The sequence below is a fragment of the Methanomassiliicoccales archaeon genome (assembly GCA_035527755.1).
Lineage (GTDB): Archaea > Thermoplasmatota > Thermoplasmata > Methanomassiliicoccales > UBA472 > UBA472.
Genome location: DATKZX010000025.1, coordinates 1 through 22,532 on the forward strand (window position 1 = coordinate 1; position 22,532 = coordinate 22,532).

Below are 22,532 nucleotides of genomic sequence, written 5' to 3' on the forward strand. Positions count from 1 at the left end.
TCACCGATGCTATTGACGGCGGTGATGTTGTACCAGTAGATCTGGCCGTTGGTCAGTCCACTGTCGGTATGGTTCAGTTCGACGGTCGAATCGATAAGGACGAACGGACCGCTGGCGTCCGTGGACCGATAAACGTTGAAACCGGTCACGGTGCTGTTACCGGTGAACGATGATGCTTCCCATGTGAGAACGACCTCGGTATGGCCCGCGGCGGCCTGGAGGTTCTGCGGCGAACCAGGGGCGGACAGGCAGGTGGTGTTCAGACCCTCCCAGATCGGAGTGGTGAACCCGGAGGACCCGTTCAGGTAATAGATCATCAGGCTGGAATTATGGTCGATTATCCAGTCGCTCTGACAGGTCGGTGCCCCTCCCAGGAATATCATTTCGGTCATTACTGTGCAGTTGGAGAGCCCATAGTTCATGATGAGATCGACACTGCTTGGAATGGTCACCGAGGTGAGCGAGGTGCAATAATAGAATGCCTGATAACCTATGGTGGTGACATTGTTGGGAACGGTGAACGGTCCAGCTATGGCCAATGGATATTGGACGAGATAGGTTAGGGCCTTGTTATAAAGCACACCTCCCACGCTGGCATAGTTGGGGTTGCTGGGGTCCACATCGATAGAGGTTAGATTGAAGCATTGATAGAACACCATAACTCCGATGCTGGTGACGCTGCTCGGAATGGCCAAGGAGGTGAGAGAACCGCAAAGACGGAAAACCTGGTTCCCGATGGTGGTAACATTTCCTGGAATGGTCACCGAGGTGAGGGATGTGCAGGTAGAGAAGGCCGATGTACCGATGCTGGTAAGATTCTCAGGCATGGTCACCGAGGTAAGGGAGATACAGGAGTAGAACGTGAATGAATTGATGACCGTGACGTTCTCTGGAATGGTCACTGAGACCAAGGACTTGCAGGTGTGGAAGGCGAGGCTCCCGATGGTTCTGAGACTATCGGGAAGGTCGATCGATACCAACATGTCGCAGTAAAAGAACGAAGAGTTACCGATGCTGGTGACCTTGTCAGGAACCGTCACCGAGGTTAATTTTCGGCAATAGGCGAACGCATAATCATGGATGATGGTTACATTGTCCGGAATGATCACGGATGTCAGGGAACCGCAGGTATAGAACGTATCATTGGCGATCGCGGTGATGTTGTTTGATAGATCGATCGAGGCCAGGTTGATGCAGGAACGGAACGCTCCGTAACCTATGTTCTCTACGCTATCGGGAACGGTCATGGAGGTGATGGACGTTTTACCAAGGAACGCTTGGTATCTGATGGAGGTGACCGGCAACCCGGTTATATCACTCGGTATTTCCACCGCTCCACCAGCTCCAGTGTAACCGATTATCTCGACCTCGGTATCGCCGTTGATCAGCTCATACGTGAAATCACCACTCGTGGCAGCGGTCACGGTAACTGCGGTCAACGTCAACAATGTCGTTGATATCAATAAGAAAACGATAATCAAGCTTACTCTGCGAATGTACAATTCTTTCTTCATATGAAATTCACCTCTGCAAACACTTCTTTACTGGTGCTGGACGTGCTTTGATAAGCAAATTACATCATATTTAAATGTTAATAACAAATAATTATTTCGATCAATTAACAAATGAAAAGCGTACACGTTTGAATTCGAAATACAAATAATTTTATAGAACAAATACAAAACAAGCGGCTGTCCGAACGACCCTACGATCAGACCGTCCTTGCTAGAAAAAATACCCCGGACGAAGGTGTAAGGAAATAAAGTGGCCTTATCGGCCACTTTTCCTGGGTTTTTCGCTCACTGCTTGGCGATGAGCGGCAGCTCGCGCTTGACCACTTCCACCTTGAGCTTCTTGTTATCGACCCTCAGGCTCTTGAGCTCCATGAGCACCTTCTTGGCCGAGTCCTTGTGGATCTCGAACGAGGTGTTGTCCTCGCCCACCTTGATGCGCCCGACGGCTATCTCCGGCACTCGCAATTTTCGTATGAGCATCTCCAGCAGCTTCGACTGCTCCACCGGTTCTCCGCCGTTTGCGATCACCTTGAACAGCACCATGCCGAACAGGTCGGCCTGGTCCTCGAAGTCCATGACCTTATGCACCACGTCCTTGCGGCCGCTCTCCGGCACTTCTTCGCGGGAGATCTCAGTGATGCCGAACTCATTGATCTTCTTCAGCAGATGGATCTCCTGAGAAGTGATGAAGGTGATGGCGATGCCCTCCTTTCCGGCGCGTCCAGTACGACCGATGCGGTGCACGTAGATCTCCGGGTCCTCCGGGATGTCGTAATTTATGACATGGGTGACGCCGTCGATGTCCAGGCCCCGAGCGGCCACATCAGTGGCCACCAGGATCGTCGTCTTGTTGTCACGGAACTCCTGCAGAACCTTCTCTCGGCGAGCCTGAGTGAGGTCTCCATGAAGGGAGCTGACCCGGTAGCCGTAGGAGAAAAGACGCTTGGCGACAATATCCACCATGACCTTGGTCTGGGCGAAGACCATGGCCTTCGGCTTGTAGGCGTCCAGGACCCGGCACAAGGCCCAGATCTTGTTCCTTCGTTCGATGTTGAAGTAAACCTGCTTGGTGGTGGGGAGGATGATCTGCTCCTCCCCTATCATGACCGTCTCCGGGTCGGTCATATGCTTGGAGGCGATGTCGCGTAGGCCTGGAGGTATGGTCGCCGAGAAAAGCATGGTCTGTCGCGGGGTCTTGGTCTTGGAGGCGATGTATTCGATATCCTCGATGAACCCCATGTCCAGCATGCGGTCCGCCTCGTCAAGCACCAGCACAGCTATCTCGTTCAGCTGCAGGGTCCCGCGGCGCAGATGGTCTATCACGCGTCCAGGCGTTCCTACGACGATGTCAACGCCCTTGCGTAGTGCGTCTATCTGGTCGTCTATGGACTTTCCGCCGTAGACCGCCAGCACTCTAACGTCGTCCATGAAATAGGATAGCTTCTTCAGTTCTTCGGAAACCTGCGCCCCCAGTTCCCTGGTGGGCACTAGGACGAGGGAGAACGGTTTGACTCCCTGGGTGAGCGTCTCTAGGATGGGTATGCCGAAGGCGGCGGTCTTGCCGGTGCCCGTCTGGGCCTGGGCGATGACGTCCCTCCCCGTCATGATGATGGGAATGGTCTCCACCTGCACAGGGGTCGCTTCAACGAATCCCATGCGTTCGATGGCCTTCATTATCTCATCCTTGAGACCGAAATCTGTGAAATTGGTCATAAGGATCACTGCTCTATGATAGCTAGGGCATGGTCCTGGATATTTTAATCATTTGGTCTCTTAACCTTCAGCGACCTTGCCTCCATCGCGTCAACGATCGTCTGCAGGGTCTTCACTCTGGAATAATATTTGTCGTTGCTCTCCACGATGGTCCAGGGAGCGTGCTTGGTGCTGGTGCGGGAGAGCATCTCATCCACCGCCCTTCCGTAGAAGTCCCACTTCTCCCGGTTGCGCCAATCCTCCTCGGTGATCTTCCACTGCTTCAGCGGATCGGCCTCTCTCTCCTTGAAGCGCTGCAGCTGGGTCTCATTATCTATCTCCATCCAGATCTTGACCAGCACCGTCCCGTTCTCTACCAGCATCTCCTCGAACTCGTTCATCTCCTGGTAGGCGCGCTTCCATTCCTCAGTGCTGCAGAAGCCTTCCACCCTCTCCACCAGTACTCTTCCGTACCAGGATCGGTCCAGGATGCGCATTTGCCCGGCCGGGGGAAGGATCCGATAGAAGCGCCACAGGTAGTGGCGGGCCTTCTCGTCCTCTGTGGGTATGCCGACCGGCACGACCTCATATCCCCGGGGGTTCAGTTCACCGGTGAGACGCTGGATGGCGCCGCCCTTGCCGGCGGCGTCCCAGCCCTCGAAAAGAATGATCGTAGGTATCTTCAAACGATTGAGGTCGCACTGCAGCTCACCGACCTTGTTCTGAAGCTTCTTGATCCGCTCCCGGTAATCATCCTGGGCAAGCGTCCTTCCCAGGTTCAATCCTCCTCTGCTGGAGTTGAACATCACCCCGTTCTTGATCAGGGGGTTGCTGTCAAAGCTGACCTGGTTCTTGGCGTCCAACTTGCTCAGGCCGTACTCCATCATTCTGACGGCCGTCGACAATATCTTGGCCGAGGCGTACTTGGTATCCTCCGCCTCCACGATGGTCCAGGGTGCGTACTCCCGGTCGGTCCTCTCGATCATCTCCTCGATCAAGGGGAGCATCTTGTCGTACTTCCTGAAGAACTCAAGCTCCCTGTCGCTGATGGCGCAACGGTCCAGATCGTTATCGCGGTACTTTTCCAGCCGTTTCTTATGCTCCTTCTTGCTGAGGTGCAGGAAGAACTTCATGATGAGATAGTCGTCCTGGGACAGCATCTCCTCGAACTCGCTGATCTCCCGCCACGAGCGTCGGGCGTCCTCCGTCTTCCTTTCGACCGCCCGGGCCAACGAACGGAAGTACCAGGACCGGTCGAAGACCGCTATGCGCCCCCGGGCGGGGATGCGGATGAAGAAGCGCCAGATGAAAGGTCTCGAACGCTCCTCGGCGTTGGGGACGGAGATCGAGTGGACCAGGAAACCGCGCGGGTCCAACGGAAGGATGAACTTGTTCACCGTCTCGCTCATGCCCACGGTGTCCCAGCCCTCGAAGACCACCATGATGGGCATGCCCGCGTCCCTGGCCTTCCGCTGCAGCTGGCCCAGACGGTCCTTGAGGTCCGGGGCTATGCGGTCATACTCCTTCTGGTCCAGGCGCTTGTCCAGGTCTATGTGCTCGAACATCCTTTCTCAAGTACATGGTGCCGAGAGATAGATAACGCTTGGCTAGACGAAAGGAATATGTTCCCCCAGAGCTTGCCTCCTCACATGGGAAACCTCAATGTGGCGGCGGTCGGCACTCTGGGCTACGCCAAGGACCTGGGGAAGAAGGGAACCGTCAGCGACATCACCATCTACGACCTGAAGAAGGGTCATGACACCGTCAGCATACTGGAGCCCAGCAAGTATCCTGAACGGATCAACTCTCTCTATTTCTGCGTCAATCTGGCCGAACTAGCCCTGGTCGTGGTGGATGAGATCAACGCCGCCCTGGGCGAGACGCTGCTCATGCTGGATTGCGCCAACGTCAAGCGCGGTATCTTCATACTGCGCAATTACCTGACACCGGACCGCATCGCGCCGCTGCTCAAGGACACGGTACTGACCAACTACACCTACATGGCCGACGATCCGATCCTTCTCCGCGAGTTCCTGTTGGAGGAAGCGGCCAAGGTCCAGAACAGTGGGGAGGGGAAAGGCGTCGTTCCCATCGACCACCATTTCAACGTCAAGGGGGTAGGGACGGTCATACTCGGCTACGTGGCCAAAGGCGTCATCAACCGGCACGACAACCTGAAGGTGCTGCCTACGGAGCGCACGGCGTTGGTCCGGTCGATCCAGAAGCACGATGACGATTTCGATGTGGCCTACAAGGGCGACCGGGTCGGTCTAGCGCTCAAGAACATCGACGCGGAGGACCTTGACCGCGGTTTCGTGCTCACCAACGACCCGGACATGAAGGTCATTTCCGAACTGAGCGGCCGACTGGACCTGGTCAAGTACTGGCAATCCCCCATCAAAGAGGGCATGGTCATGCACCTGGGACATTGGATGCAGTTCCTGCCCTGCAGGGTCACATCGGTCAGCGGGGACGCGAAGAGGCCCCAGGTCGTACTGACGCTGGAAAAGCCTCTGATATACTGCGCTGGGTCCAGAGCCGTGATCACCTACCTGGAGGGAGGAAAGCTGCGCATCGTGGGCACCATGGACCTCTAGCCCAGGCCGAAGGCGGCCCGATGAAGGATGTCCACCGTGGCGCTCAGCGCCCGGCCCGCGTCCTTGAGATGGTGGTAGATCTCCCTCTTCTTCAACGCTATCATATGGTCCTTGAGCGTGAAGACCTCCCGCATGCCCAGGACGTATATCTCCTCGATGAGGTCCTCCTCCTCCCGCATCCTATGGATGCGCGTTTCCTCCTTGGACGATTCTTGGCCGAGGGTCCTCACCCCTTCCACCACCTCCTCCGTCCCGATCAACAGATGCTCCGCCATGTCTATCATGCAGCGGTCCGGCTCCACCTCGAAGGCGTCTATCTCCACCAGGGTGGTCCGGGCGAAGTTCATGACCGCCTCCAGCTGCCGGGACATGCTGTAGATGTCCTGACGGTCGAAGGGGGTGGAGAACGCCTCTCCCAGCTTACGTTCCATGTCATGGCGCATCTGGTCCGTCCGGTCGTCCAGGTCCTTCAGCTCCTGGAGGTAATGGTCCTTATCGCCCTTCAGTGCCGCTATGAGTGTCTGCACTCCCTGGACGGTCATCTCTGCCTGGGCGACCAATAGGTCAAGGAAATCGTACCTTGGCGGGAAAAGCCCGTCCAAAAACCTCTTTCTCTCGCTCATCTTACACACCTGTCAGATATCTCAATCCTATTACCAATATCGCGGACAGCAGCGTAGTGGCCGGGATGGTCATGAACCAGGACACCACCAGGTCCTTACCGACATGCCAGTGCACCATCTTGCGGTTCTCCGCCGTGCCCACTCCCATGACGCCAGAGGTCACCACCTGGGTGGAGGAGACCGGCGCCCCCATCAGCGTGGAGAACATCACCGTCAAGGCGGAGTTCGCCTGGGCGACCAGGGCGTGCACCGGCCGTATCCTGAAGATCCTACGGCCGACGGTGCGCATGATGCGGTATCCTCCACCCAAAGTGCCCAGGGCGATGGCCAGGGCGCAGGCGAAACGCACCCACAAAGGTACGTTCAGATCGGAAGAGCTGCCCATGGCCATCAGGAGCAACGCGATCAGGGCCATCTGTTTCTGGGCGTCGTTCGCCCCATGGGCCAGGGTCTGCGCTCCGGTGGTGAACCACTGCAGTCGTTTCAGGAGAACGTTGATGTCCACGGTGGCTCGGCGCAGCAGGAGGCTGGCGATCTTCATCAGGACGAACCCGCCCAGGAACCCTATGAGGACCGAGATCATGAGGAACACCAGCACCTTGGTGACACCGGTCAGCTGTCCCCGTGTCAACGCGCTAAGCCCCCAGTTGACCCCCGACAGACCTTGGAACGATACGCCTACGCCGATCAGCCCGCCGATCAGGGCGTGAGTGGATGACGAAGGTATGCCGTAATACCAGGTGAAAAGGTTCCAGAGGTTGGCAGAGGCCACCGCGGCGAATATGGCCAGAGATATCTCCTGGCCTATGCCAGTGGTCAGCACTCCCTGCAATGTCAGTACCACGGCGCTGCCGCCTATCAACGCCCCTATGAAATTGGCCAAGGAGGCGGTGAGCAGCGCTCCCTTCACCGAGGCCGCTCCCGAGGAGACCATGGTGGCCACGTCCGCCCCGGCGTCGTTGTAACCGTTGGTGAAGGCAAAGAAAAGGGACAGCAGAATGCCGGCCATGGCCAGTATCAGGAGGGCGTCCATCTTACCCCGTTCAGAGCCACCCTTTGCGGCGGAAGTAAAGCAGCAGCAGCACGGACACCCCGGTCATGCCGATCAGGACCATCGGATATGCCAGCTCGTTGTTCAGTTCCGGCATATATCTGAAGTTCATGCCGTACAGACCGGCGATGAAGGTCAAGGGGATGAATATGGTGGCGATTATGGTCAGGGTCTTCATGATCTCGTTCATGCGGTTGCTGACGCTGGACATGTAAACGTCCAGCAGTCCGGAGAGCATGTCGGTGTAGGTGTCCACCACATCCATGACCTGTATGGAATGGTCGTAGACGTCCCGCAGATAGGTATTGGTGCTGGGCGACACCAGATCGGTGTCCTGGCGCATGAGGGCGGCGACCACCTCTCTAAGGGGCCAGATGGACTTGCGCAGGAAGATCACCTCCCGCTTCAGGCGATATATGTCACCGAGCAGCACCGGGTCTGGATCTTCGGTCAATCTCTCCTCGATGTCCTCGACCCGGTCGCCCACCGTTTCCAGGGAGGGGTAATAATTGTCCACCACCGAGTCGATGAGGGAGTACACCAGGTAGTCGGCTCCGGACTTGCGCAGACGCCCCTTGTTGTTGCGAATACGTTCGCGTATGCTGTTGAAGACGTCACCTTCCCTTTCCTGGAACGAGAGGACGTAGTTCTTGCCCAGCACCAACGACAGCTGCTCGTAGTTGATCTCCTTGCCGTTCTCTCCACGGTAGATCATCTTGACCACCATGTAGATGTAATCATCATAAAGCTCCAGTTTTGGGCGCTGTCCAGTGTGAAGAACGTCTTCCATGACCAGGGGGTGCAGTCCGAAGGCTTCGCCCAACTTTCGAATGGTCTCCACATCGGACAGGCCTGAGAAGTTAAGCCACGTGGTACTGGAGCTGTCCCGCAGCGGCAGGCACTCCTCAAGGGTGATATCGGTCTTTTCCAGTACCTCGGTCTCCGTGTAGTCCAGCACCGATATCTTGGTGGCTGCGGGCGTTCCATCACCTATATAGACGAGCGATCCAGGGGGCATGCCCACCTTCTTTGAGATCTGTCTATGCATCAATCGAAGACCTTTTATTTCCATTCGCTCACTCCTTGGCCTTTAATTTGATAGAGACGGAATTAATACAATAGCGCTGCCCCGTCGGCGCCGGGCCATCGTTGAACACGTGCCCGAGGTGTCCGCCGCAATCGGGACACAGAACCTCGGTTCGGACCATGCCGTGACCTAGGTCACGTTGCTCCTCCACCTCCTCCGTTGGCTTGGTGAAGCTCGGCCAGCCGCATCCGGAGTCGAACTTGTCCTCAGAGGAGAAGAGGACCTTGCCGCATCCGGCGCATACGTAAGAGCCCTGGTCCTTGCTGCGATGATATTTCCCGGTGAAAGGGGCCTCGGTCCCTTTTTCCCTGAGCACCCGGTACTCCTCCTCGCTCAGCTCCCGCTTCCACTCCTCCTCGCTCTTCTCCACCTTGCGTTTCATGGGAACTCCTATGTGGTATGGTCCGCCAAGTTTATTTGAATTGTTACCGTGAAAATTTTTCATGCCATTATCATTTGCGAAGGGGCGTGGAGCCCCCCAAGGTTCATTTCCATGAGATGCAGCGCCTGCGCGCCTGGTGGGCGGTCCTTCTCAGGCCCAGGGTCGTGACGCCCCAGGACGTTCTTTCCTACCGCGCGTTTCAATACCGCCCCATCGTCGATTACGGCGGATGGGGTATCAAGGGGACATCGTCAGATCGCGCCTACAACGTCCACGGGAACCAAGGGGTGAACATCGCTCTGATTGACGACAAGCATAGCATGAGCGGTTCGCTGAGGTCGGGAGATCTCAAACTTGCCTTGTACGCTCTGGTATGGGCGGACCGGGACCGAAGGGCCGGGGACCGACGCTCACTCTCCCAGCTCCACCGACCTGGGCACCACTCTGACCGCAACCTCGTTGTGCCGCATGAAACCCGGGGTGAAGGGGGAGTTATAACGCAACAGGAAAGGCCGATGGTGCGTATCGAAGTTCGCCTCCTTCAGTTGACCCATGAGGTCTTGGGTCATCCTCTGGACGTCGTCCCCGCCCGCTCGTCCCCGGAAACGCATGACCGCAAAAAGACCTCCTTTCTTCAATTCCAGCACCACCCGCGGGTCCCGTGGGCGGGGGGCCTTCTCCAGGCTTGTGCCCGCTGGTAGAATGAATGACAGATGTCCCTCGGAACTTGGGTCCGGTGGCACTCCTGTCCGGGAGACCACCGGGGTGGTCATGGCGATCTTCGTTCCGGCGTCGTTATCTCCGCTTATGAACCGGAACAGCAACTGGAAGGCCTCATCCTCTTCCATGTCGTATACCGTCACCAGCACCATATCGTCATACCTTCTCACCTCAGCTTCGCCAAGATGTCGGACCACCTCGTAGGGAACACTGCTCACCATGCTCATCCGCTCCATTCCTCTAGAATATCGATCGCTCCCCCTTCGCTCTCCAGGTGCGGGAAGGAGGCACTATGTTCGGCGACCTCTTTCATAGCGTGAACCTCGCCATGGATGTCGATCCCTGCTTCATCCGTAATGTCCATTATATTCAATGGTTCGAAGAACAGGGCCGCAACAACGATCGCCGTGATGAACAGGAACTCGAATATGGTGGCTTGGTTCGCATCCACGTCCTCCGATGGGCCCATGAAAAAGATATCCTTTTAAGGGATAATTAAAGGAAGTATAAAAAAAATGAAAAAGAGGTTTGTTCACTGCTTCATGAAGATCTTTGACCCTTTGGTCATCGAACCACCAAGCATGGAGGCCATGGTCAGCAATGCCGCGGCCAAGGCACCCCAATTGGCGTCCAGGGCCCCAGGTTCGAAAATGAACTCCACGGCCACCTTGATGATCAGGAGGGTGACCGCGAAGTAGATGATGCCCAAAATTATCAGCATGATCGTACCCGCGAGGACCATCAGGAATCCCATTATCTCTTCTCTCATCTTTCCACCTCTTTTTTATTAAAAAGTTTACTATAAAACAATTAAGCTATTTTGTATAAATAAATTGTTAAAAATATTTATTATCGTTAAGATATCTTTTATTAACTGGCACATGCTAAATATTACGTTAGGAAGAATATAATAATATTAATTATAATATATAATTACACTAGCATCCATGAGATGTTCAATCCTTGGTAACGTCGACCAAAGTATCTAGCTCCTGGATGACCTTTTCAAGGAACGTCTCGTCCATCAGTTCGAGATGGACGGCCCCCTCCGGGCAGACGGTGGCGCATCGACCGCAACCCTTGCAGCTCTCCTCATCGATCACGCCCTTTCCGTCATGTATGGTGATGGCCCGTACGTAGCAGACCTCCACGCATTTCCCGCATCCTAGGCAGTTGTCGTCGATCAAGACGCGAAGTCCGGGTAGACGTTTGATCTTCTGTGATATGTCCGGGTCCAGATCGGGGAGCATCTTCCAAAGGCAGCAACAGGGGCAGCAGTTGCAAATGGTCATCAGGTCCTCCTTGGGGGTGGCGGACGTCCATACGCTATCGATCTTGTTGCGGCCGATGAGGTGCACCAGACCAGCCTTCTCACACCTGTCCAGATGGGTCAATGCCTCTTCTTTGCTGACCATGCGCCCTAGACGGGGATCGATCTTTAGCGTGGCCTTTCCCAAGAACAGGCAGCCCAGGTCCCTCGGGTAGTCATGGCATTGTGCCGAGGTGCGGCAGATGCAATCGTTCATGAGGAAGTGATAGCGGGACCTCTCCACGAAGTGGCGCACCACCGCTGAGGGCAATACCGTGTCCTCCCTTTCCGGAGCTGGAAGGTCCACGATTATTTCGGTCGTCCTTGTCGGTCTCTCCTTTGGAAGTATGAAAATATCATCGCCATCGAAAAAGGCGTGGTCCATCATCCGGCCGAGAAGAGGCAACCGGGTAAGCTTGGCCAACCCGAATCGAAAACGGAACCCTCGCTTGATCAGACGGACATAGATCATCGTCTTTCTACCCAAGGCACGACCTCCCTGGCAGGGATGCCATGCAAATTATGTAACCGTTTGCCAGAACGGTCCCGGTCCCTGGTCATAGGCAGGCGTGACAATCAATCCTTAATAACTGGGAAAGCCATGCTCGACAGAATGGAGATCGAGGAAGTAGCCAAGGCACTGTCGTCAATCACCCGCCTGAGGATACTGAAGATCCTGGCCGATGGAGAGGCCTCTGCGGTGCACGTCTACAAGTCGTATAACGAACGGTTCGCCGAGCGCAAGGAGAGAGCTACCATCTACCGTGAACTAGAGGTGCTCTTCAAGTGCAACTTCCTGGTTAAGACGTATAATGGGGAAAGCAAGGAGATAGTGTATTGCCTCGCGGCCCGCAGCATCAACCTCGATCTCATACAGCAGACCGCCTACGCCGGTCCATAGAACCCTCATTTTCGTTACGATTTAATTATATTCGTACCATGATTTAGTAACTGGTTACACAAACATGTAACAAACGTTTAAGCCTGCGGGTATTGCTGTAGGTAACAATCGTAGTGGTTTATATCGCTACAAGGGAGGAAATCATATGGTTAAAGTAGAATTGACCTTTGGCGTGCCTGACAAGGTCGCCGAAGAAGTAAAGAAGAAGTTCAAGGACGAGAAGGATGCATTGCGGGTCACCAAGGCCAACCCGAACTTCCCACCGTACTACTCCGTCGGAGACCCCAGGGCCAAGCCCGAGGAGATCAAGGTCGACGGAAAGAAGTACTGGGTGTACCGCTGCTTCCAGGGCTGATCAGGCCCCAAAACCTTTCCAATAAACCTCTTATCTTGTTGTAGGTTCCATCAGATGGGCGATGGCCATGGAAGATGATATTGGGTATTCCCATGGCGCTGCTGCGTGTGCTTGGGAACGCTCCTTAAAGTTCAATGGGATGGCAGGATATGTTCTATGGTCATCTCAGATCAAATACGACCTCTTTTAAGGCCGTTAACTCAAAGGGTAACATGATACAGACGCGCTCAACCAGTATCATCGAGATACAACTGGTTACACCGGTATGAAACAAATCCTTATACCCCCGTAAAGGGTTGGAACATTCAGCGGTGAAAACCGCTACAAGGGAGGAAATCATATGGTTAAAGTAGAACTGACCTTTGGCGTACCAGACAATGTTGCCGACGAGGTCAAGAAGAAGTTCAAGGACGAGAAGGATGCAATGCGTGTCACCAAGGCCAATCCGAACTTCCCGCCGTACTACTCCGTCGGAGACCCCAGGGCCAAGCCCGAGGAGATATCCGTGGACGGAAAGAAGTACTGGGTGTACCGCTGCTTCCAGGGCTGATCAGGCCCCAAACCCTTTCCAATAAACCTCTTTCGTTCTTATTATGTTCTCATCATCCACCTCAATTACGGGATTATCATTTTACCCCGGTCCCACCTAATGTTAGTCTAGACATGATATCCAAGTACGTGTTCGGCCCGGTACCGTCCCGTAGGTTCGGGAGCTCCCTGGGGGTCAATCCCCTGCCGCGTAAGACCTGCAACTACTCCTGCGTGTACTGCCAGCTCGGGCGAACTCATAAATTACAGACCGGAAGAAAGGAGCACTACCCCACCGACGAGGTGCTGGCCGATGTTAAAAGGGCGGTTGGGCAGTTCGGGGACGATATCGACTACATCACCTTCATGGGCGACGGCGAACCGACCCTGGCAGCGAACTTGGAGGACATGGCATGGGGGGTGCGTGATCTCTGGAAAGGTAAGATGGCCCTGATAACCAATGGCAGTCTTTTCCAACTTCCGGAGGTAAGGGCGGCCGCCGCCCCTTTCGACGTAATATCGCCGACCATTTCCGCTGGGGAGGAACGAACCTTCCGTCGATTGCATCGTCCCTCACGATCTGTGACGTTCGCCTCTGTTCTGGAAGGGCTCAAGCTCCTGCGCGGCGAGTTCCCTGGAGAGATATGGGCAGAGCTCATGCTGGTCCAGGGAGTGAACGATTCGATATCCTCGCTATTGGCCACGCGCAAGGCCATAAGGGCCGTTGGCGCGGACCGGGTGTACGTGAACGTGCCGATCAGACCACCTGCGGAAAGCTGGGTCCTGCCCCCGACCACGGAGGTGCTGAGACAGGTGTTCGATATATTTCCGGACGTGATCGATATGACCGGTCCGGAGGAAGGTCCTTTCATCAGGAACGAGGAGGAACGGGAGGAGGAACTGTTGGAGATCGCCAAGAACCATCCCCTTCGTGAGGACCAGGCGCTGGAGATACTGTCAATGGCCCTCGGTGAGGAGGGCGCGCGGGATTCCCTGAGCAAATTGGTGGACGAAGGAAAGCTGCGGTCAAAGGTCTATTCTGGTAAGACCTTCTACTCCGTGCCGTTGAACTCCCTGAAGTGAGCCGTTCCATGGGATCGGGGACCTCAGATCGTGGGCATCGGTAGGACCATCGTTTTCACGATCATAGCGCCCGATCGGAATCGACACAGATCAACGGTATCGCGGCTCACTTCACATAATCGATGCGGTTTGGTCATTTCATAGGGGGTCGGTCCTTCTCATTTTTTGAACCCCGATCACCCCACCTATCCTTTAAAATAATTTTTCGGTGCATACATGAACTGGTGATCTGAGAGTGACCGAGATACGTCTGGTCCCCATGACCAGGAAGGATTTCGAGATCGTTCGAGAGGCCGGGGTCAAGAGGTACGCCGAGGAGAACGTCAGGGCTGGGTACTGGACCTCGAACGAATCGCTGAAGCGTTCCCGGGAAGCCCATGACCGTTTATTGCCCGAAGGCCATAAGACCGAAGGCCACCACTTCTTCAAGGCCATGGACGCCGAGCGCGACGTTCAGGTCGGGAACATATGGATAAAGGTCGAGCCGGGGGAGGACCGCCGGGGCTTCATATTCGACGTGTTCATCGATGAGGAGCAACGCGGGAAAGGATACGGAAGGGCGATGATGGAGGCCCTGGAATCCAAGGCCCGCCGCATGAAGTTGAGCTCACTGGCATTGCACGTGTTCGCCTTCAACGAAGCGGCAAGGCATCTCTATGGATCGCTGGGATATGAGATGAAGAGCCTGAACATGGTCAAGATGCTATGACTACGGGGCATATGGTCTATCCATCATTATGCAGGAAGGTTGGATATGCGCGCGGTCAAAGGTCGCGTCCTCTGGAACGAAGCTCACATCAAACGCTCTTGAGGTCCTTGAACAATCCCCCGTACAGCAGAACGAACTCGTTCCACAGTTCCACCGATCTGTCCCGGTACTTGTGTCCGAACATCACCTGACAATCAAAATCCCTGGAGTCGTCTATCAACACCACATCGTCAAATCTCCAGCTGTAGAGCATCAGATTGACGATGAAAGCGGCGTAGGGATGGGTCGTCGGGTCCGCCGCATCCACCGGTATGTTCTCTGGAAGGACGTACTCCTTCTTCGAATGATTGAAAACTCCGTATCTTACTCCCATTCTTCGTTCCTCCTCTAATTTGTATACTATGATCGTTCAAGGTCGCTGGTAGGTAATTAAACTGTCTGAACAATGATGCCTTTAGATCGCGCATCAAGGCTCAAGGTTAAATCGTTCCTTGGTAATGCTTGCCTCCGATGCGCTGCACCCATTGCCAGAAGTGCTGTCAGGACACCCAGATGGAGCTCTGCAAGGCGGACATCGCCCGGCTGGTGCGGCGAGGATATCGCGAGGACGATTTCTCCTCCATAGGCGAGGACGGCATACCCCGTTTGAAGAACGTGGAAGGACACTGTTACTTCTTCGATCGGGAAAGGAAACGATGCAAGGAGTACGCTTCCCGGCCGTTAGGATGCAGCATCTATCCGATCAACCTGACCGATGACGGGGAGATAGTCATCGACGAGCTTTGCCCCGAAGGGAGTACGCTGACCCGGGACGAGGTGAAGGAAAAGGGGAGGCGTCTCCGCAGGCTGCTAGACACGATCGATGCCGAGGCTAGGCATAGGCGTGACAGATGAGAGCGGAACGTTCGCATACACGATCTGTCTCGTGAACGGGACAACGGCTCGATCCTCCAATGGGTGCGGAGGTGTTCGCCGATCACCTGATCACCAAGGTGTTCCAATACCCGATCGATAACGCGGTGCGATATGGGGACGACATCACCTCCATCCACTTCTCGGTCGAAGCGGTCGATGGCGTTCGATCCATCGTTCGTGAGGACGACGGTGCCGGCATCGTGGTGGAAATGAAAATAGGTCTGTTCACATGCGGATTCGGAAAGGACCACGGTCTGGGTCTGTTCCTTTCCCACGAGATATTGGCCATCACCGATATCACCATCGGGGAAACGGGCGAACCGGGTCACGGAGCGAGGTTCGTCATGAAAGTGCCTCCAAATAAGTTCAGGACAGCGTGACCTCGCAATTATGTAAAATGAGGCCCGCGAGTCGATGCTCGAAGGATCACTTGCCCGATGCAAGGAAGTTCTTGATAGCTTCCCTTAGCACATTGGATGCCAACAGGGCGCAGTGCTCGCTCTCCGTGGGCAGTCCGCCCAATGCCGCTAGGACGTCCTGCTGATCGATCTTGCGGGCCTCGTCAAGGCTCTTCCCCCTGGCCAATGAGGTGACCATACTGCCCGAGGCGATGCTGGTCCCGCAACCATCGGTGGTGAACGCAATATCCGTGATGATGCCGTCATTGACCTTCAGCCAAATATTGATGGTATCGCCGCAGGGACCGCAGACCTTGGCGAAACCGTCCGCATGGTCCATGACGCCCTGGTTCCTCGGGTTCATGAAGTGGTCGATGGCGGTCTCGGAAAATTTTTTCCTAGCGTCCCTAAGAACAAGCTCCTGGAGCTCATCGAACTGTGATGTAATCGTATTACCTCCATTTCAACGTGGTACGACCGATCTGTCGGGAAAAGGAATCGTGTCCGACTATAATATATGTCATAAAACTGGCACGAAATTCCGCTATATTATAGGGTATGGCCAGATCCGATGCGGACAACCATTTTAGTTCCTTAAATACCGATGGTTGGTCTTGCAGGGTCCATGGCTTAAAAATGATCATATTGTTGTGTCCACAAGAATTTTCAGTAATGAGCGACAAAAGAATATAAAAAAATAATTCACGTACGCAAATATTTAACGATCCCGCCATTGTAATGAAGGTCGAAGGACGCGGGACGTTATATTATTTTAACAACTTAATATATATCTGTTTAAAAACCATCTAATAGACGATCAATATTGACCGACCAACAGTCGGTATTAAAATGCCTAGGACGATCAAGAATCCAGCAGTGAGAAGGAACGAGTTCATCACGGTCGCGGAGGAGCTGTTCATCGAAAAAGGATTCGAGAACACCTCGATCGACAACATAGTGGAACAGATGGACGTGGCCAAAGGCCTGTTCTATCATTACTTCAAGACCAAGGATGACCTGCTCAACGTCATCGCCGAACGCCTTCTGGATGAGATCGATTCGTCCATCGCCTCGGCGATGGAGAAAAAGGGCCTCACCGCCAAGGAACGCTTCAGGGCGCTCACCCCTTCGAACGTCGATATCAGTGACCGTTCCAAAATGATCGTCGCTCTGTTCCACAAGGAGCGAAATCAGGCCTTCCATCACCTGATGGAGGAAAAGGCCAGCAGGATCATGGTACCGGCGGTCCAGCGTATCATAGAACAAGGGGTCGAGGAAGGGATGTTCCATACCGATCACCCAAGGGAGTCGGCCATGGCATTGGTGGCTATGCTGAGCAGCCTAAAGAAAAGCATCCCCTCTGTCTCAACTCCCGAACAGAACGCTCACATAGCTATCATAATGCAGGAACTGTCAGAACGTGTGCTCGACGCAGAACCAGGGACGTTAGATGGTCTATTGGGAAGCCCACCTTCAGGTAAGGATCTATAAAAAAAGGGTCGAGCGGTGTCAGTATGTTTGGTAAGAATAGAACAAAGGATAATGATGGGAGCGTTAGCGCGCCCGATGATGGTGAGTACAAGAAGAATCGTGCGCGGTCCTTCATCATGCTCGGTCTGGCCTTGGGGATGTTATTAGCTAGCCTGGACCAGACCGTGGTCGGCACCAGTCTGCCGAAGATAGTGGGTGACCTGGGCGGCATGAGCCTGTTCGCCTGGCTGTTCACCGGTTACATGTTGGCCGAGGTGCTGAGCATCCCCGTCGCCGGAAAGATGAGCGACCGTTACGGGCGCAAACCGGTCTTCCTGGTCGGTATGGGGCTTTTCCTGGGCGGTTCGATCCTCGCAGGCATGTCCAATTCCATGGAGATGCTGATCATGTGCCGTTTCGTTCAAGGCCTGGGCGGAGGTGCGCTCATGCCCGTGTCCATGGCCACCGTGGCCGATCTCTACGCTCCCACTGAAAGGGGCAAGATACAGGGCATGCTCGGTGCGGTCTTCGCGGTGTCCAGCGTTATCGGTCCCTTCCTGGGCGGTTTCATCGTGGACAACCTGGACTGGCGGTGGGTGTTCTATGTCAACCTGCCCGTCGGCTTCCTGGCCATAGCGGTAACTTCCATGAAGTTCCCCAAGCAGGTGGGCGATACCTCCAAGCGCATCGATTATCCGGGAATGATCACCCTGGCGTCGGCCCTGACCCCCGCCCTGCTGATCATGACCTGGGGTGGAAGCACCTACGCCTGGGATGGCATTGAGGTGATCGGCATGGCCGTCCTCTCGATCGCATCGTTGATAGCCTTCGTGATGATCGAACGAAGGTCGGAGGACCCCATCCTGCCATTGCACCTGTTCAAGGAGCCCATCTTCACCATGGGCAGCATGGGGCTTCTGATAATCTCCATGGGGCTGTTCGGGGTCATCGCCTTCCTGCCTTTGTTCCTGCAGTCGGTCATCGGCATGAGCGCCACCAGCAGTGGGGAGACCCTCATCCCGTTGATGATGGGGGTCATGATCACCATGCTGGCGAGCGGATTCCTGCTCAAGCGCACCGGTTACAAGATATGGCTGATCATCGGCCCGCCGCTCTCGGCCTTCGGTCTGTTCATGCTTTCCACCATGCACGCGGGCAGCTCTCAGACCGACGCCATCATCTACCTAATCATAATCGGGATGGGGCTGGGTTCGGTGATGTCCAATTATATCGTCGCCGCTCAGAACATCATGAACAAGAAGGAGATGGGTGTGGTGACATCGTCCATGACCCTGTTCCGCAGCATCGGCGGGACCATCGGGGTCACCGTGCTCGGGGCCATCGTCAACAACAGGATGGGGGAGGAACTGAGCGCCAATCTGCCCGCGGGGGCCATCTCCATGCTGCCGACCACCGATGTGAACAGCATAGGAGGCCTGTTACTGTCACCTCTGGCCTCGACCATCCCCGTCCCGATCCTGGACGCTATCAGGTTGTCGCTCAGCAACAGTATTACCTACATGTTCCTGATCGGAGCGTTCATCGTGCTGACCGGGATCATAGCCAGCCTTCTCATAAGGAGCGAGCCGCTGAAGAGCGCGGCGGAGTACCACAAGGTCCCCGTCGCGGAGGCCGTCCCAATGACAACGGCCGACGTTCCCGTGGGACCGATCGAACCTGTCCAGAAAGATGAAGGATAGAAAACCTCTTTCAATCTATATTACCGAAAAGAACAGGACACGCACTCGTGAAAGGTGTTTCAAATGAATCTGTACAGAACCATCCTAATACCGACCGACGGAAGTAGCAACAGCAGGTCGGCGATCGAGCACGGGCTCGAGATCGCCAAGCTATCGAACGCTGAGGTCACCACATTGAGCGTCATCGATGTCGGCGATGTGTCCTCGACCCTGCAGGGTATGAACCCCGCGCCCCACGGCTCCGTCCAGGCGGAGGTGGCCGACGCCGCGGTAGGAGAAGCGTCCGCCATGGCCGAGAAGGCGGGGGTCAAGATGAAGGTGGAGGTCAGAATGGGCAGCCCGGCGCTTGACATAATCGAGATGTCAGGTAAGTTCGACCTGATCGTCATGGGCACCCAGGGGCGAACAGGATTGCCGCACCTGCTCATCGGAAGCGTGGCCGAGAAGGTGGTGCGCGAAGCGAAGTGCCCGGTACTGGTCATCAAGGCCAAGAAGTAAGGCGCATCGGCCGGGGGTTCCCGGCCAGATCACGCTACGAACGATCTCTAAAACGCCTTTCCGTTCATTTTCATCCCTGTCATAGCATATTCATGAATGGCCGGGGCAGCTCGCTCCTTTAATTACCCCTCGCTCCCCTATTATACACTGAGGTGAGAACGTGACCGCGGAGAAGCGCAAAAAGTCGGAGGACGATTCCGAGAGGTTCGTCTATGAGAAGGAAAAGGTGTTCGAGGACATCTACGACGATGACGCCAGGCAGGAGATGCTCGAGGACGACGAGATAACCGCCGCGGAAGAGGGGTTCATGCGCGGCTGGGAAGGCACCGTGGAAGGTGGGAAGAAGCATAGGAAGGACAGCGCCCACAAGGACACGGCATCCGTCGAGCTGGCCAAGGAACAGTATCAGGAGGACTAGCCGCCCTCCAGATACGTCCCATGAATGCGTTTATGAAATTAGGATCGATCATCGTGAGGGTATCTGGTACTCTCTGACCATTTCAGCCATCTCCTGCAATCTTTTGTTGACCAGGTAGTTGATGGTGCCCTTCTTGTACGATCCGTCCGCCAGTATTTTCCCTGCGGGCACCCCGGTGAGCACCTCGATGCCCTCATCGATCGTCTTCACCGGGTATATGGTGAACTTCCCCTTCTTGGCGGCTTCCAATATCTCTTCCTTCAGCATCAGGTTCTGAACGTTGCTCCCTGGTATCATCACACCATTTTCTTTGGTCAACCCCTTGGCCTTGCACACCTCGAAGAAGCCTTCGAGCTTCTCGTTCACGCCTCCGATGGCTTGAATCTCGCCCCTTTGGTTGACAGAGCCGGTGACAGCAAGGCTCTGCTTGATCGGCAGACCGGAGAGGGCGGAAAGGATGGCGTAAAGTTCCGTACTGGAGGCACTGTCTCCGTCCACACCTCCATAGCTCTGCTCGAAGACGAGCTTGGCGCTCAGGGAAAGGGGCTTGTCCTGGGCATATTTATGGGCCAGATAACCTCCGAGGATAAGCACGCCCTTGGTGTGCGTCGGTCCTCCCATCTGGGACTGTCGCTCGATATCGATGATCCCGTCACGGCCCACGGCCACGCTGGCGGTCACCCGTGAGGGCCTTCCGAACGCCAGGTCGCCCATTGCCATGACCGACAGCCCGTTTATCTGTCCTACCTTGCTTCCCTCGGTATCTATGAGGTAGATCCCGCGATCGATGAACTCATGGACCTTCTCCTGGATCAGGCTGGAGCGGTAAAGCTTCTCCTCGATGGCCTTGTTGATGTGTTCCACGGTGATGAGCTTCGATCCCTCCCGCATGGCGTAGAAGTTCGCCTCCTTGATCAGGTCGGCCACGTTGGAGAACCTGGTGGAAAGCTTCCGCTGGTCCTGGGCAAGCCTTGACCCGAACTCCACCACCTTGGCAATGGCGGTGTTGTCCAGATGTTTCAGTTTGAACTTGTTGCATATGGTGCATATGAAGAGGGCGTACTTCATCGCGGAACCCTCGTCCCGGTCCATCACCACGTCGAAGTCCGCTCTTACCTTGAAGAGGTCCTGAAAGTCGGGATCTCCCTGATGGAGTATCTGATAGACCTCCGGCGTACCGATGAGCACGACCTTCACGTTCAGAGGGATCGGTTGAGGTTTGAGGCCTCTGGTGGAGATGAAACCCGCGTGCTCCCCCGGTTCCTCTACCTCCACGTTCTCATTCCTCAGGGCGTGCTTGAGGCCGTCCCAGGCAAAGGGATATCGAAAGAGGTCCATTACCGGTATGACCAAGTAGCCACCGTTCGCCTTGTGCAGTGAACCGGGGCGGATCATACTGAAATCGGTGGTGACCACACCGAACTGCATCTCCTTTTCCGATTTTCCGATGAGGTTCGGGTAGCTGGGGGTCTCCTCGAAGATCACCGGGGCGCCCAAGGCGCTGCCGTTGTCCACCACGACGTTGATCTCGTACTTCCGGAAGGCCAGGTCCTTCGCCAACCATTGCTGGAACTGGGCTGGGCCCTGCTCCGGTTGGGGATGGTTCCCTTTAAGGAACGTCCCAAGGTTCCTCAGTATGTCCTTCTGGACGTTCTCGATGTGCGAGAACACCTCCCGGATCGAGCTGTATCTCTCCTTCAGATCGGTTAGGAGATGGCCGATGGCCTCCATCGCGATCTCGATGTTGAGCTCGGCGACGACCTCCAAACCTTTAAGATCGATCTCCCGGACCTTGCGGAATATGACCCGAAGCTGTTCATCCAGTGTATGCCTGCTCTCGAGGATCCTCTCCTTTTTCTCCTTGGGGAGGGCCTCGAATTCCTCTGGACTGAGCGGCTTACCGTCGAGGACAGGAATGATGATCAGGCCCGCAGCTCCCAATTGGATAGTGAAGCCAAGCTTTTCCGCGACCTCATTGGCCTGATCGATCAGATCCACCCGCTCCTTGGTGAGCTTTCCAAGGGCCTGCTGGCGTTTGGCATCGTACTCCTCGCTCTCGAACGTCTTGGGCAGCGTCTTTCTGGCCTCTTCGATGAAGGCGGCCATATCGGCCTTCAGTTGGATGCCCGTTCCCGGGGGGAGGCGCATGGCCAGCGGCTCGTAGGGATTGGCAAAGTTGTTGACATAGATCCAATCGGCCGCCTTAGGTTTGGTGCTGGCCAATTCGTAAAGGAAGTTATTGACCGCGGTCTTCCTGCCAGTGCCGGGCGATCCGGACACATATATGTTGAACCCCTTCTCCAGAATCTCAAGACCGAAATGGAGGGCCTTCTGGGCCCTTTCCTGCCCGATGATCTCATCCGTTGGTCTCAGCGTCTCCGTAGAAGTGCAATCCACCTTTTTAGGGTCGTACAAGGCCCGGTAATCCTTAAGCGGTATGGGTTTGATCATTCACTATTTCCCTCGTAATTTTATTGCGTTTGTCAGCTTAAAAAAGAATCGTTCATTCAGGGCAGTGGTCCCACATCGAAGATCACCCAATGCAGGTTCCCGCAGAATTTCAGCCAGGAAAAGGTCCCGTT

General features: G+C 55.3%; 27 protein-coding genes. 12 read left to right on the forward strand and 15 right to left on the reverse strand.

From position 1 onward, the window contains the following. The 3 genes from VMW85_08275 to pap all read right to left on the reverse strand — a co-directional run. On the reverse strand, window positions 1–1,445 hold a 1,445-nt coding region (locus VMW85_08275; GenBank protein HUT28024.1), incomplete at its 3' end, for a fibronectin type III domain-containing protein. Window positions 1,446–1,799: 354 nt separating this feature from the next. After that, window positions 1,800–3,227, reverse strand: a complete 1,428-nt coding sequence (locus VMW85_08280; protein ID HUT28025.1) for a DEAD/DEAH box helicase — start codon at window positions 3,225–3,227, stop codon at window positions 1,800–1,802. Window positions 3,228–3,271: 44 nt separating this feature from the next. After that, window positions 3,272–4,771 (reverse strand): polyphosphate:AMP phosphotransferase, encoded by a 1,500-nt coding sequence (gene pap / locus VMW85_08285; protein HUT28026.1) that lies wholly within the window; start codon window positions 4,769–4,771, stop codon window positions 3,272–3,274. A gap of 84 nt (window positions 4,772–4,855) precedes the next feature. Between pap and VMW85_08290 the strand changes: the two genes are divergently transcribed. Further along, window positions 4,856–5,803 carry an EF-Tu/IF-2/RF-3 family GTPase gene (locus VMW85_08290; protein HUT28027.1) on the forward strand — a complete coding sequence of 316 codons (948 nt, stop codon included), beginning with the start codon at window positions 4,856–4,858 and terminating at the stop codon, window positions 5,801–5,803. Here the strand turns inward: VMW85_08290 and VMW85_08295 are convergent. From VMW85_08295 to VMW85_08335, 9 genes are all read right to left on the reverse strand, one after another. Beyond that, on the reverse strand, window positions 5,800–6,426 hold the full coding sequence (locus tag VMW85_08295; GenBank protein ID HUT28028.1) for a DUF47 family protein: 627 nt from the start codon (window positions 6,424–6,426) through the stop codon (window positions 5,800–5,802). The genes VMW85_08290 and VMW85_08295 overlap by 4 nt on opposite strands. A gap of 1 nt (window position 6,427) precedes the next feature. Then, window positions 6,428–7,459: an inorganic phosphate transporter gene (locus VMW85_08300; protein HUT28029.1), complete on the reverse strand. Its 1,032-nt coding sequence runs from the start codon at window positions 7,457–7,459 to the stop codon at window positions 6,428–6,430. Between the two features lie 10 nt (window positions 7,460–7,469). After that, on the reverse strand, window positions 7,470–8,549 hold the full coding sequence (corA, locus tag VMW85_08305) for a magnesium/cobalt transporter CorA (GenBank protein HUT28030.1): 1,080 nt from the start codon (window positions 8,547–8,549) through the stop codon (window positions 7,470–7,472). 4 nt (window positions 8,550–8,553) lie between these two features. Further along, window positions 8,554–8,946 carry a peptide-methionine (R)-S-oxide reductase MsrB gene (gene msrB, locus VMW85_08310; GenBank protein ID HUT28031.1) on the reverse strand — a complete coding sequence of 131 codons (393 nt, stop codon included), beginning with the start codon at window positions 8,944–8,946 and terminating at the stop codon, window positions 8,554–8,556. A 59-nt stretch (window positions 8,947–9,005) separates the two neighbouring features. After that, on the reverse strand, window positions 9,006–9,149 hold the full coding sequence (locus VMW85_08315; protein ID HUT28032.1) for a hypothetical protein: 144 nt from the start codon (window positions 9,147–9,149) through the stop codon (window positions 9,006–9,008). Between the two features lie 207 nt (window positions 9,150–9,356). Continuing rightward, window positions 9,357–9,887, reverse strand: a complete 531-nt coding sequence (locus VMW85_08320) for a heme-binding protein (GenBank protein ID HUT28033.1) — start codon at window positions 9,885–9,887, stop codon at window positions 9,357–9,359. Window positions 9,888–9,889: 2 nt separating this feature from the next. Then, entirely contained in the window at window positions 9,890–10,135 is a 246-nt protein-coding gene (locus VMW85_08325) for a hypothetical protein (protein ID HUT28034.1), read from the reverse strand. A 63-nt stretch (window positions 10,136–10,198) separates the two neighbouring features. Further along, window positions 10,199–10,435, reverse strand: a complete 237-nt coding sequence (locus VMW85_08330; protein HUT28035.1) for a hypothetical protein — start codon at window positions 10,433–10,435, stop codon at window positions 10,199–10,201. Between the two features lie 187 nt (window positions 10,436–10,622). Further along, window positions 10,623–11,462 carry a 4Fe-4S binding protein gene (locus VMW85_08335; GenBank protein HUT28036.1) on the reverse strand — a complete coding sequence of 280 codons (840 nt, stop codon included), beginning with the start codon at window positions 11,460–11,462 and terminating at the stop codon, window positions 10,623–10,625. Between the two features lie 126 nt (window positions 11,463–11,588). Between VMW85_08335 and VMW85_08340 the strand changes: the two genes are divergently transcribed. The 5 genes from VMW85_08340 to VMW85_08360 all read left to right on the forward strand — a co-directional run bounded on the left by VMW85_08340 (window position 11,589) and on the right by VMW85_08360 (window position 14,551). Next, the gene (locus VMW85_08340) at window positions 11,589–11,876 is read left to right on the forward strand and encodes a hypothetical protein (protein HUT28037.1); all 288 of its coding nucleotides are present in this window, start codon (window positions 11,589–11,591) and stop codon (window positions 11,874–11,876) included. A gap of 145 nt (window positions 11,877–12,021) precedes the next feature. Continuing rightward, entirely contained in the window at window positions 12,022–12,231 is a 210-nt protein-coding gene (locus VMW85_08345; protein ID HUT28038.1) for a hypothetical protein, read from the forward strand. Between the two features lie 340 nt (window positions 12,232–12,571). Continuing rightward, the gene (locus VMW85_08350; protein ID HUT28039.1) at window positions 12,572–12,781 is read left to right on the forward strand and encodes a hypothetical protein; all 210 of its coding nucleotides are present in this window, start codon (window positions 12,572–12,574) and stop codon (window positions 12,779–12,781) included. Between the two features lie 113 nt (window positions 12,782–12,894). Continuing rightward, a complete protein-coding gene (locus tag VMW85_08355) occupies window positions 12,895–13,842 on the forward strand; it encodes a radical SAM protein (protein HUT28040.1) in 948 nt (315 codons plus the stop codon). A 235-nt stretch (window positions 13,843–14,077) separates the two neighbouring features. Next, window positions 14,078–14,551 (forward strand): GNAT family N-acetyltransferase, encoded by a 474-nt coding sequence (locus VMW85_08360; GenBank protein HUT28041.1) that lies wholly within the window; start codon window positions 14,078–14,080, stop codon window positions 14,549–14,551. An 88-nt stretch (window positions 14,552–14,639) separates the two neighbouring features. Here the strand turns inward: VMW85_08360 and VMW85_08365 are convergent, their stop codons facing one another. After that, window positions 14,640–14,924, reverse strand: coding sequence for a hypothetical protein (locus VMW85_08365; GenBank protein HUT28042.1), 285 nt, complete (start codon window positions 14,922–14,924; stop codon window positions 14,640–14,642). Window positions 14,925–15,061: 137 nt separating this feature from the next. Between VMW85_08365 and VMW85_08370 the strand changes: the two genes are divergently transcribed. Further along, window positions 15,062–15,445 (forward strand): YkgJ family cysteine cluster protein, encoded by a 384-nt coding sequence (locus VMW85_08370; GenBank protein HUT28043.1) that lies wholly within the window; start codon window positions 15,062–15,064, stop codon window positions 15,443–15,445. A 59-nt stretch (window positions 15,446–15,504) separates the two neighbouring features. Continuing rightward, entirely contained in the window at window positions 15,505–15,846 is a 342-nt protein-coding gene (locus VMW85_08375) for an ATP-binding protein (GenBank protein HUT28044.1), read from the forward strand. Between the two features lie 46 nt (window positions 15,847–15,892). Here VMW85_08375 and VMW85_08380 read toward each other — a convergent pair whose 3' ends face one another. Next, entirely contained in the window at window positions 15,893–16,312 is a 420-nt protein-coding gene (locus VMW85_08380; GenBank protein ID HUT28045.1) for an iron-sulfur cluster assembly scaffold protein, read from the reverse strand. A 401-nt stretch (window positions 16,313–16,713) separates the two neighbouring features. Between VMW85_08380 and VMW85_08385 the strand changes: the two genes are divergently transcribed. From VMW85_08385 to VMW85_08400, 4 genes are all read left to right on the forward strand, one after another. Beyond that, window positions 16,714–17,355, forward strand: a complete 642-nt coding sequence (locus VMW85_08385; protein ID HUT28046.1) for a TetR/AcrR family transcriptional regulator — start codon at window positions 16,714–16,716, stop codon at window positions 17,353–17,355. Window positions 17,356–17,378: 23 nt separating this feature from the next. Then, window positions 17,379–19,034 (forward strand): MDR family MFS transporter, encoded by a 1,656-nt coding sequence (locus VMW85_08390; protein HUT28047.1) that lies wholly within the window; start codon window positions 17,379–17,381, stop codon window positions 19,032–19,034. Window positions 19,035–19,097: 63 nt separating this feature from the next. Beyond that, complete coding sequence (locus tag VMW85_08395; protein ID HUT28048.1) at window positions 19,098–19,532, forward strand: universal stress protein; 435 nt, start codon at window positions 19,098–19,100, stop codon at window positions 19,530–19,532. A 160-nt stretch (window positions 19,533–19,692) separates the two neighbouring features. Beyond that, complete coding sequence (locus VMW85_08400) at window positions 19,693–19,950, forward strand: hypothetical protein (GenBank protein HUT28049.1); 258 nt, start codon at window positions 19,693–19,695, stop codon at window positions 19,948–19,950. A gap of 48 nt (window positions 19,951–19,998) precedes the next feature. On the opposite strand, the gene VMW85_08405 is transcribed toward VMW85_08400, so the two are convergent. Next, entirely contained in the window at window positions 19,999–22,401 is a 2,403-nt protein-coding gene (locus VMW85_08405; GenBank protein ID HUT28050.1) for an ATP-binding protein, read from the reverse strand. Window positions 22,402–22,532: the final 131 nt, after the last annotated feature.

Bases quoted from the DNA above. Each gene is read 5' to 3' on its own strand.
- VMW85_08375 (HUT28044.1), top strand. From the start codon at position 15,505: ATGGGTGCGGAGGTGTTCGCCGATCACCTGATCACCAAGGTGTTCCAA.
- VMW85_08390 (HUT28047.1), top strand. From the start codon at position 17,379: ATGTTTGGTAAGAATAGAACAAAGGATAATGATGGGAGCGTTAGCGCG.
- msrB (HUT28031.1), bottom strand. From the start codon at position 8,946: ATGAAACGCAAGGTGGAGAAGAGCGAGGAGGAGTGGAAGCGGGAGCTG.
- VMW85_08405 (HUT28050.1), bottom strand. From the start codon at position 22,401: ATGATCAAACCCATACCGCTTAAGGATTACCGGGCCTTGTACGACCCT.
- VMW85_08395 (HUT28048.1), top strand. From the start codon at position 19,098: ATGAATCTGTACAGAACCATCCTAATACCGACCGACGGAAGTAGCAAC.
- VMW85_08325 (HUT28034.1), bottom strand. From the start codon at position 10,135: ATGGGCCCATCGGAGGACGTGGATGCGAACCAAGCCACCATATTCGAG.
- VMW85_08295 (HUT28028.1), bottom strand. From the start codon at position 6,426: ATGAGCGAGAGAAAGAGGTTTTTGGACGGGCTTTTCCCGCCAAGGTAC.
- VMW85_08290 (HUT28027.1), top strand. From the start codon at position 4,856: ATGGGAAACCTCAATGTGGCGGCGGTCGGCACTCTGGGCTACGCCAAG.
- VMW85_08365 (HUT28042.1), bottom strand. From the start codon at position 14,924: ATGGGAGTAAGATACGGAGTTTTCAATCATTCGAAGAAGGAGTACGTC.
- VMW85_08340 (HUT28037.1), top strand. From the start codon at position 11,589: ATGGAGATCGAGGAAGTAGCCAAGGCACTGTCGTCAATCACCCGCCTG.
- VMW85_08355 (HUT28040.1), top strand. From the start codon at position 12,895: ATGATATCCAAGTACGTGTTCGGCCCGGTACCGTCCCGTAGGTTCGGG.
- VMW85_08370 (HUT28043.1), top strand. From the start codon at position 15,062: ATGCGCTGCACCCATTGCCAGAAGTGCTGTCAGGACACCCAGATGGAG.
- VMW85_08385 (HUT28046.1), top strand. From the start codon at position 16,714: ATGCCTAGGACGATCAAGAATCCAGCAGTGAGAAGGAACGAGTTCATC.
- VMW85_08330 (HUT28035.1), bottom strand. From the start codon at position 10,435: ATGAGAGAAGAGATAATGGGATTCCTGATGGTCCTCGCGGGTACGATC.
- VMW85_08320 (HUT28033.1), bottom strand. From the start codon at position 9,887: ATGGTGAGCAGTGTTCCCTACGAGGTGGTCCGACATCTTGGCGAAGCT.
- VMW85_08345 (HUT28038.1), top strand. From the start codon at position 12,022: ATGGTTAAAGTAGAATTGACCTTTGGCGTGCCTGACAAGGTCGCCGAA.
- VMW85_08280 (HUT28025.1), bottom strand. From the start codon at position 3,227: ATGACCAATTTCACAGATTTCGGTCTCAAGGATGAGATAATGAAGGCC.
- VMW85_08300 (HUT28029.1), bottom strand. From the start codon at position 7,459: ATGGACGCCCTCCTGATACTGGCCATGGCCGGCATTCTGCTGTCCCTT.
- pap (HUT28026.1), bottom strand. From the start codon at position 4,771: ATGTTCGAGCACATAGACCTGGACAAGCGCCTGGACCAGAAGGAGTAT.
- VMW85_08350 (HUT28039.1), top strand. From the start codon at position 12,572: ATGGTTAAAGTAGAACTGACCTTTGGCGTACCAGACAATGTTGCCGAC.
- corA (HUT28030.1), bottom strand. From the start codon at position 8,549: ATGGAAATAAAAGGTCTTCGATTGATGCATAGACAGATCTCAAAGAAG.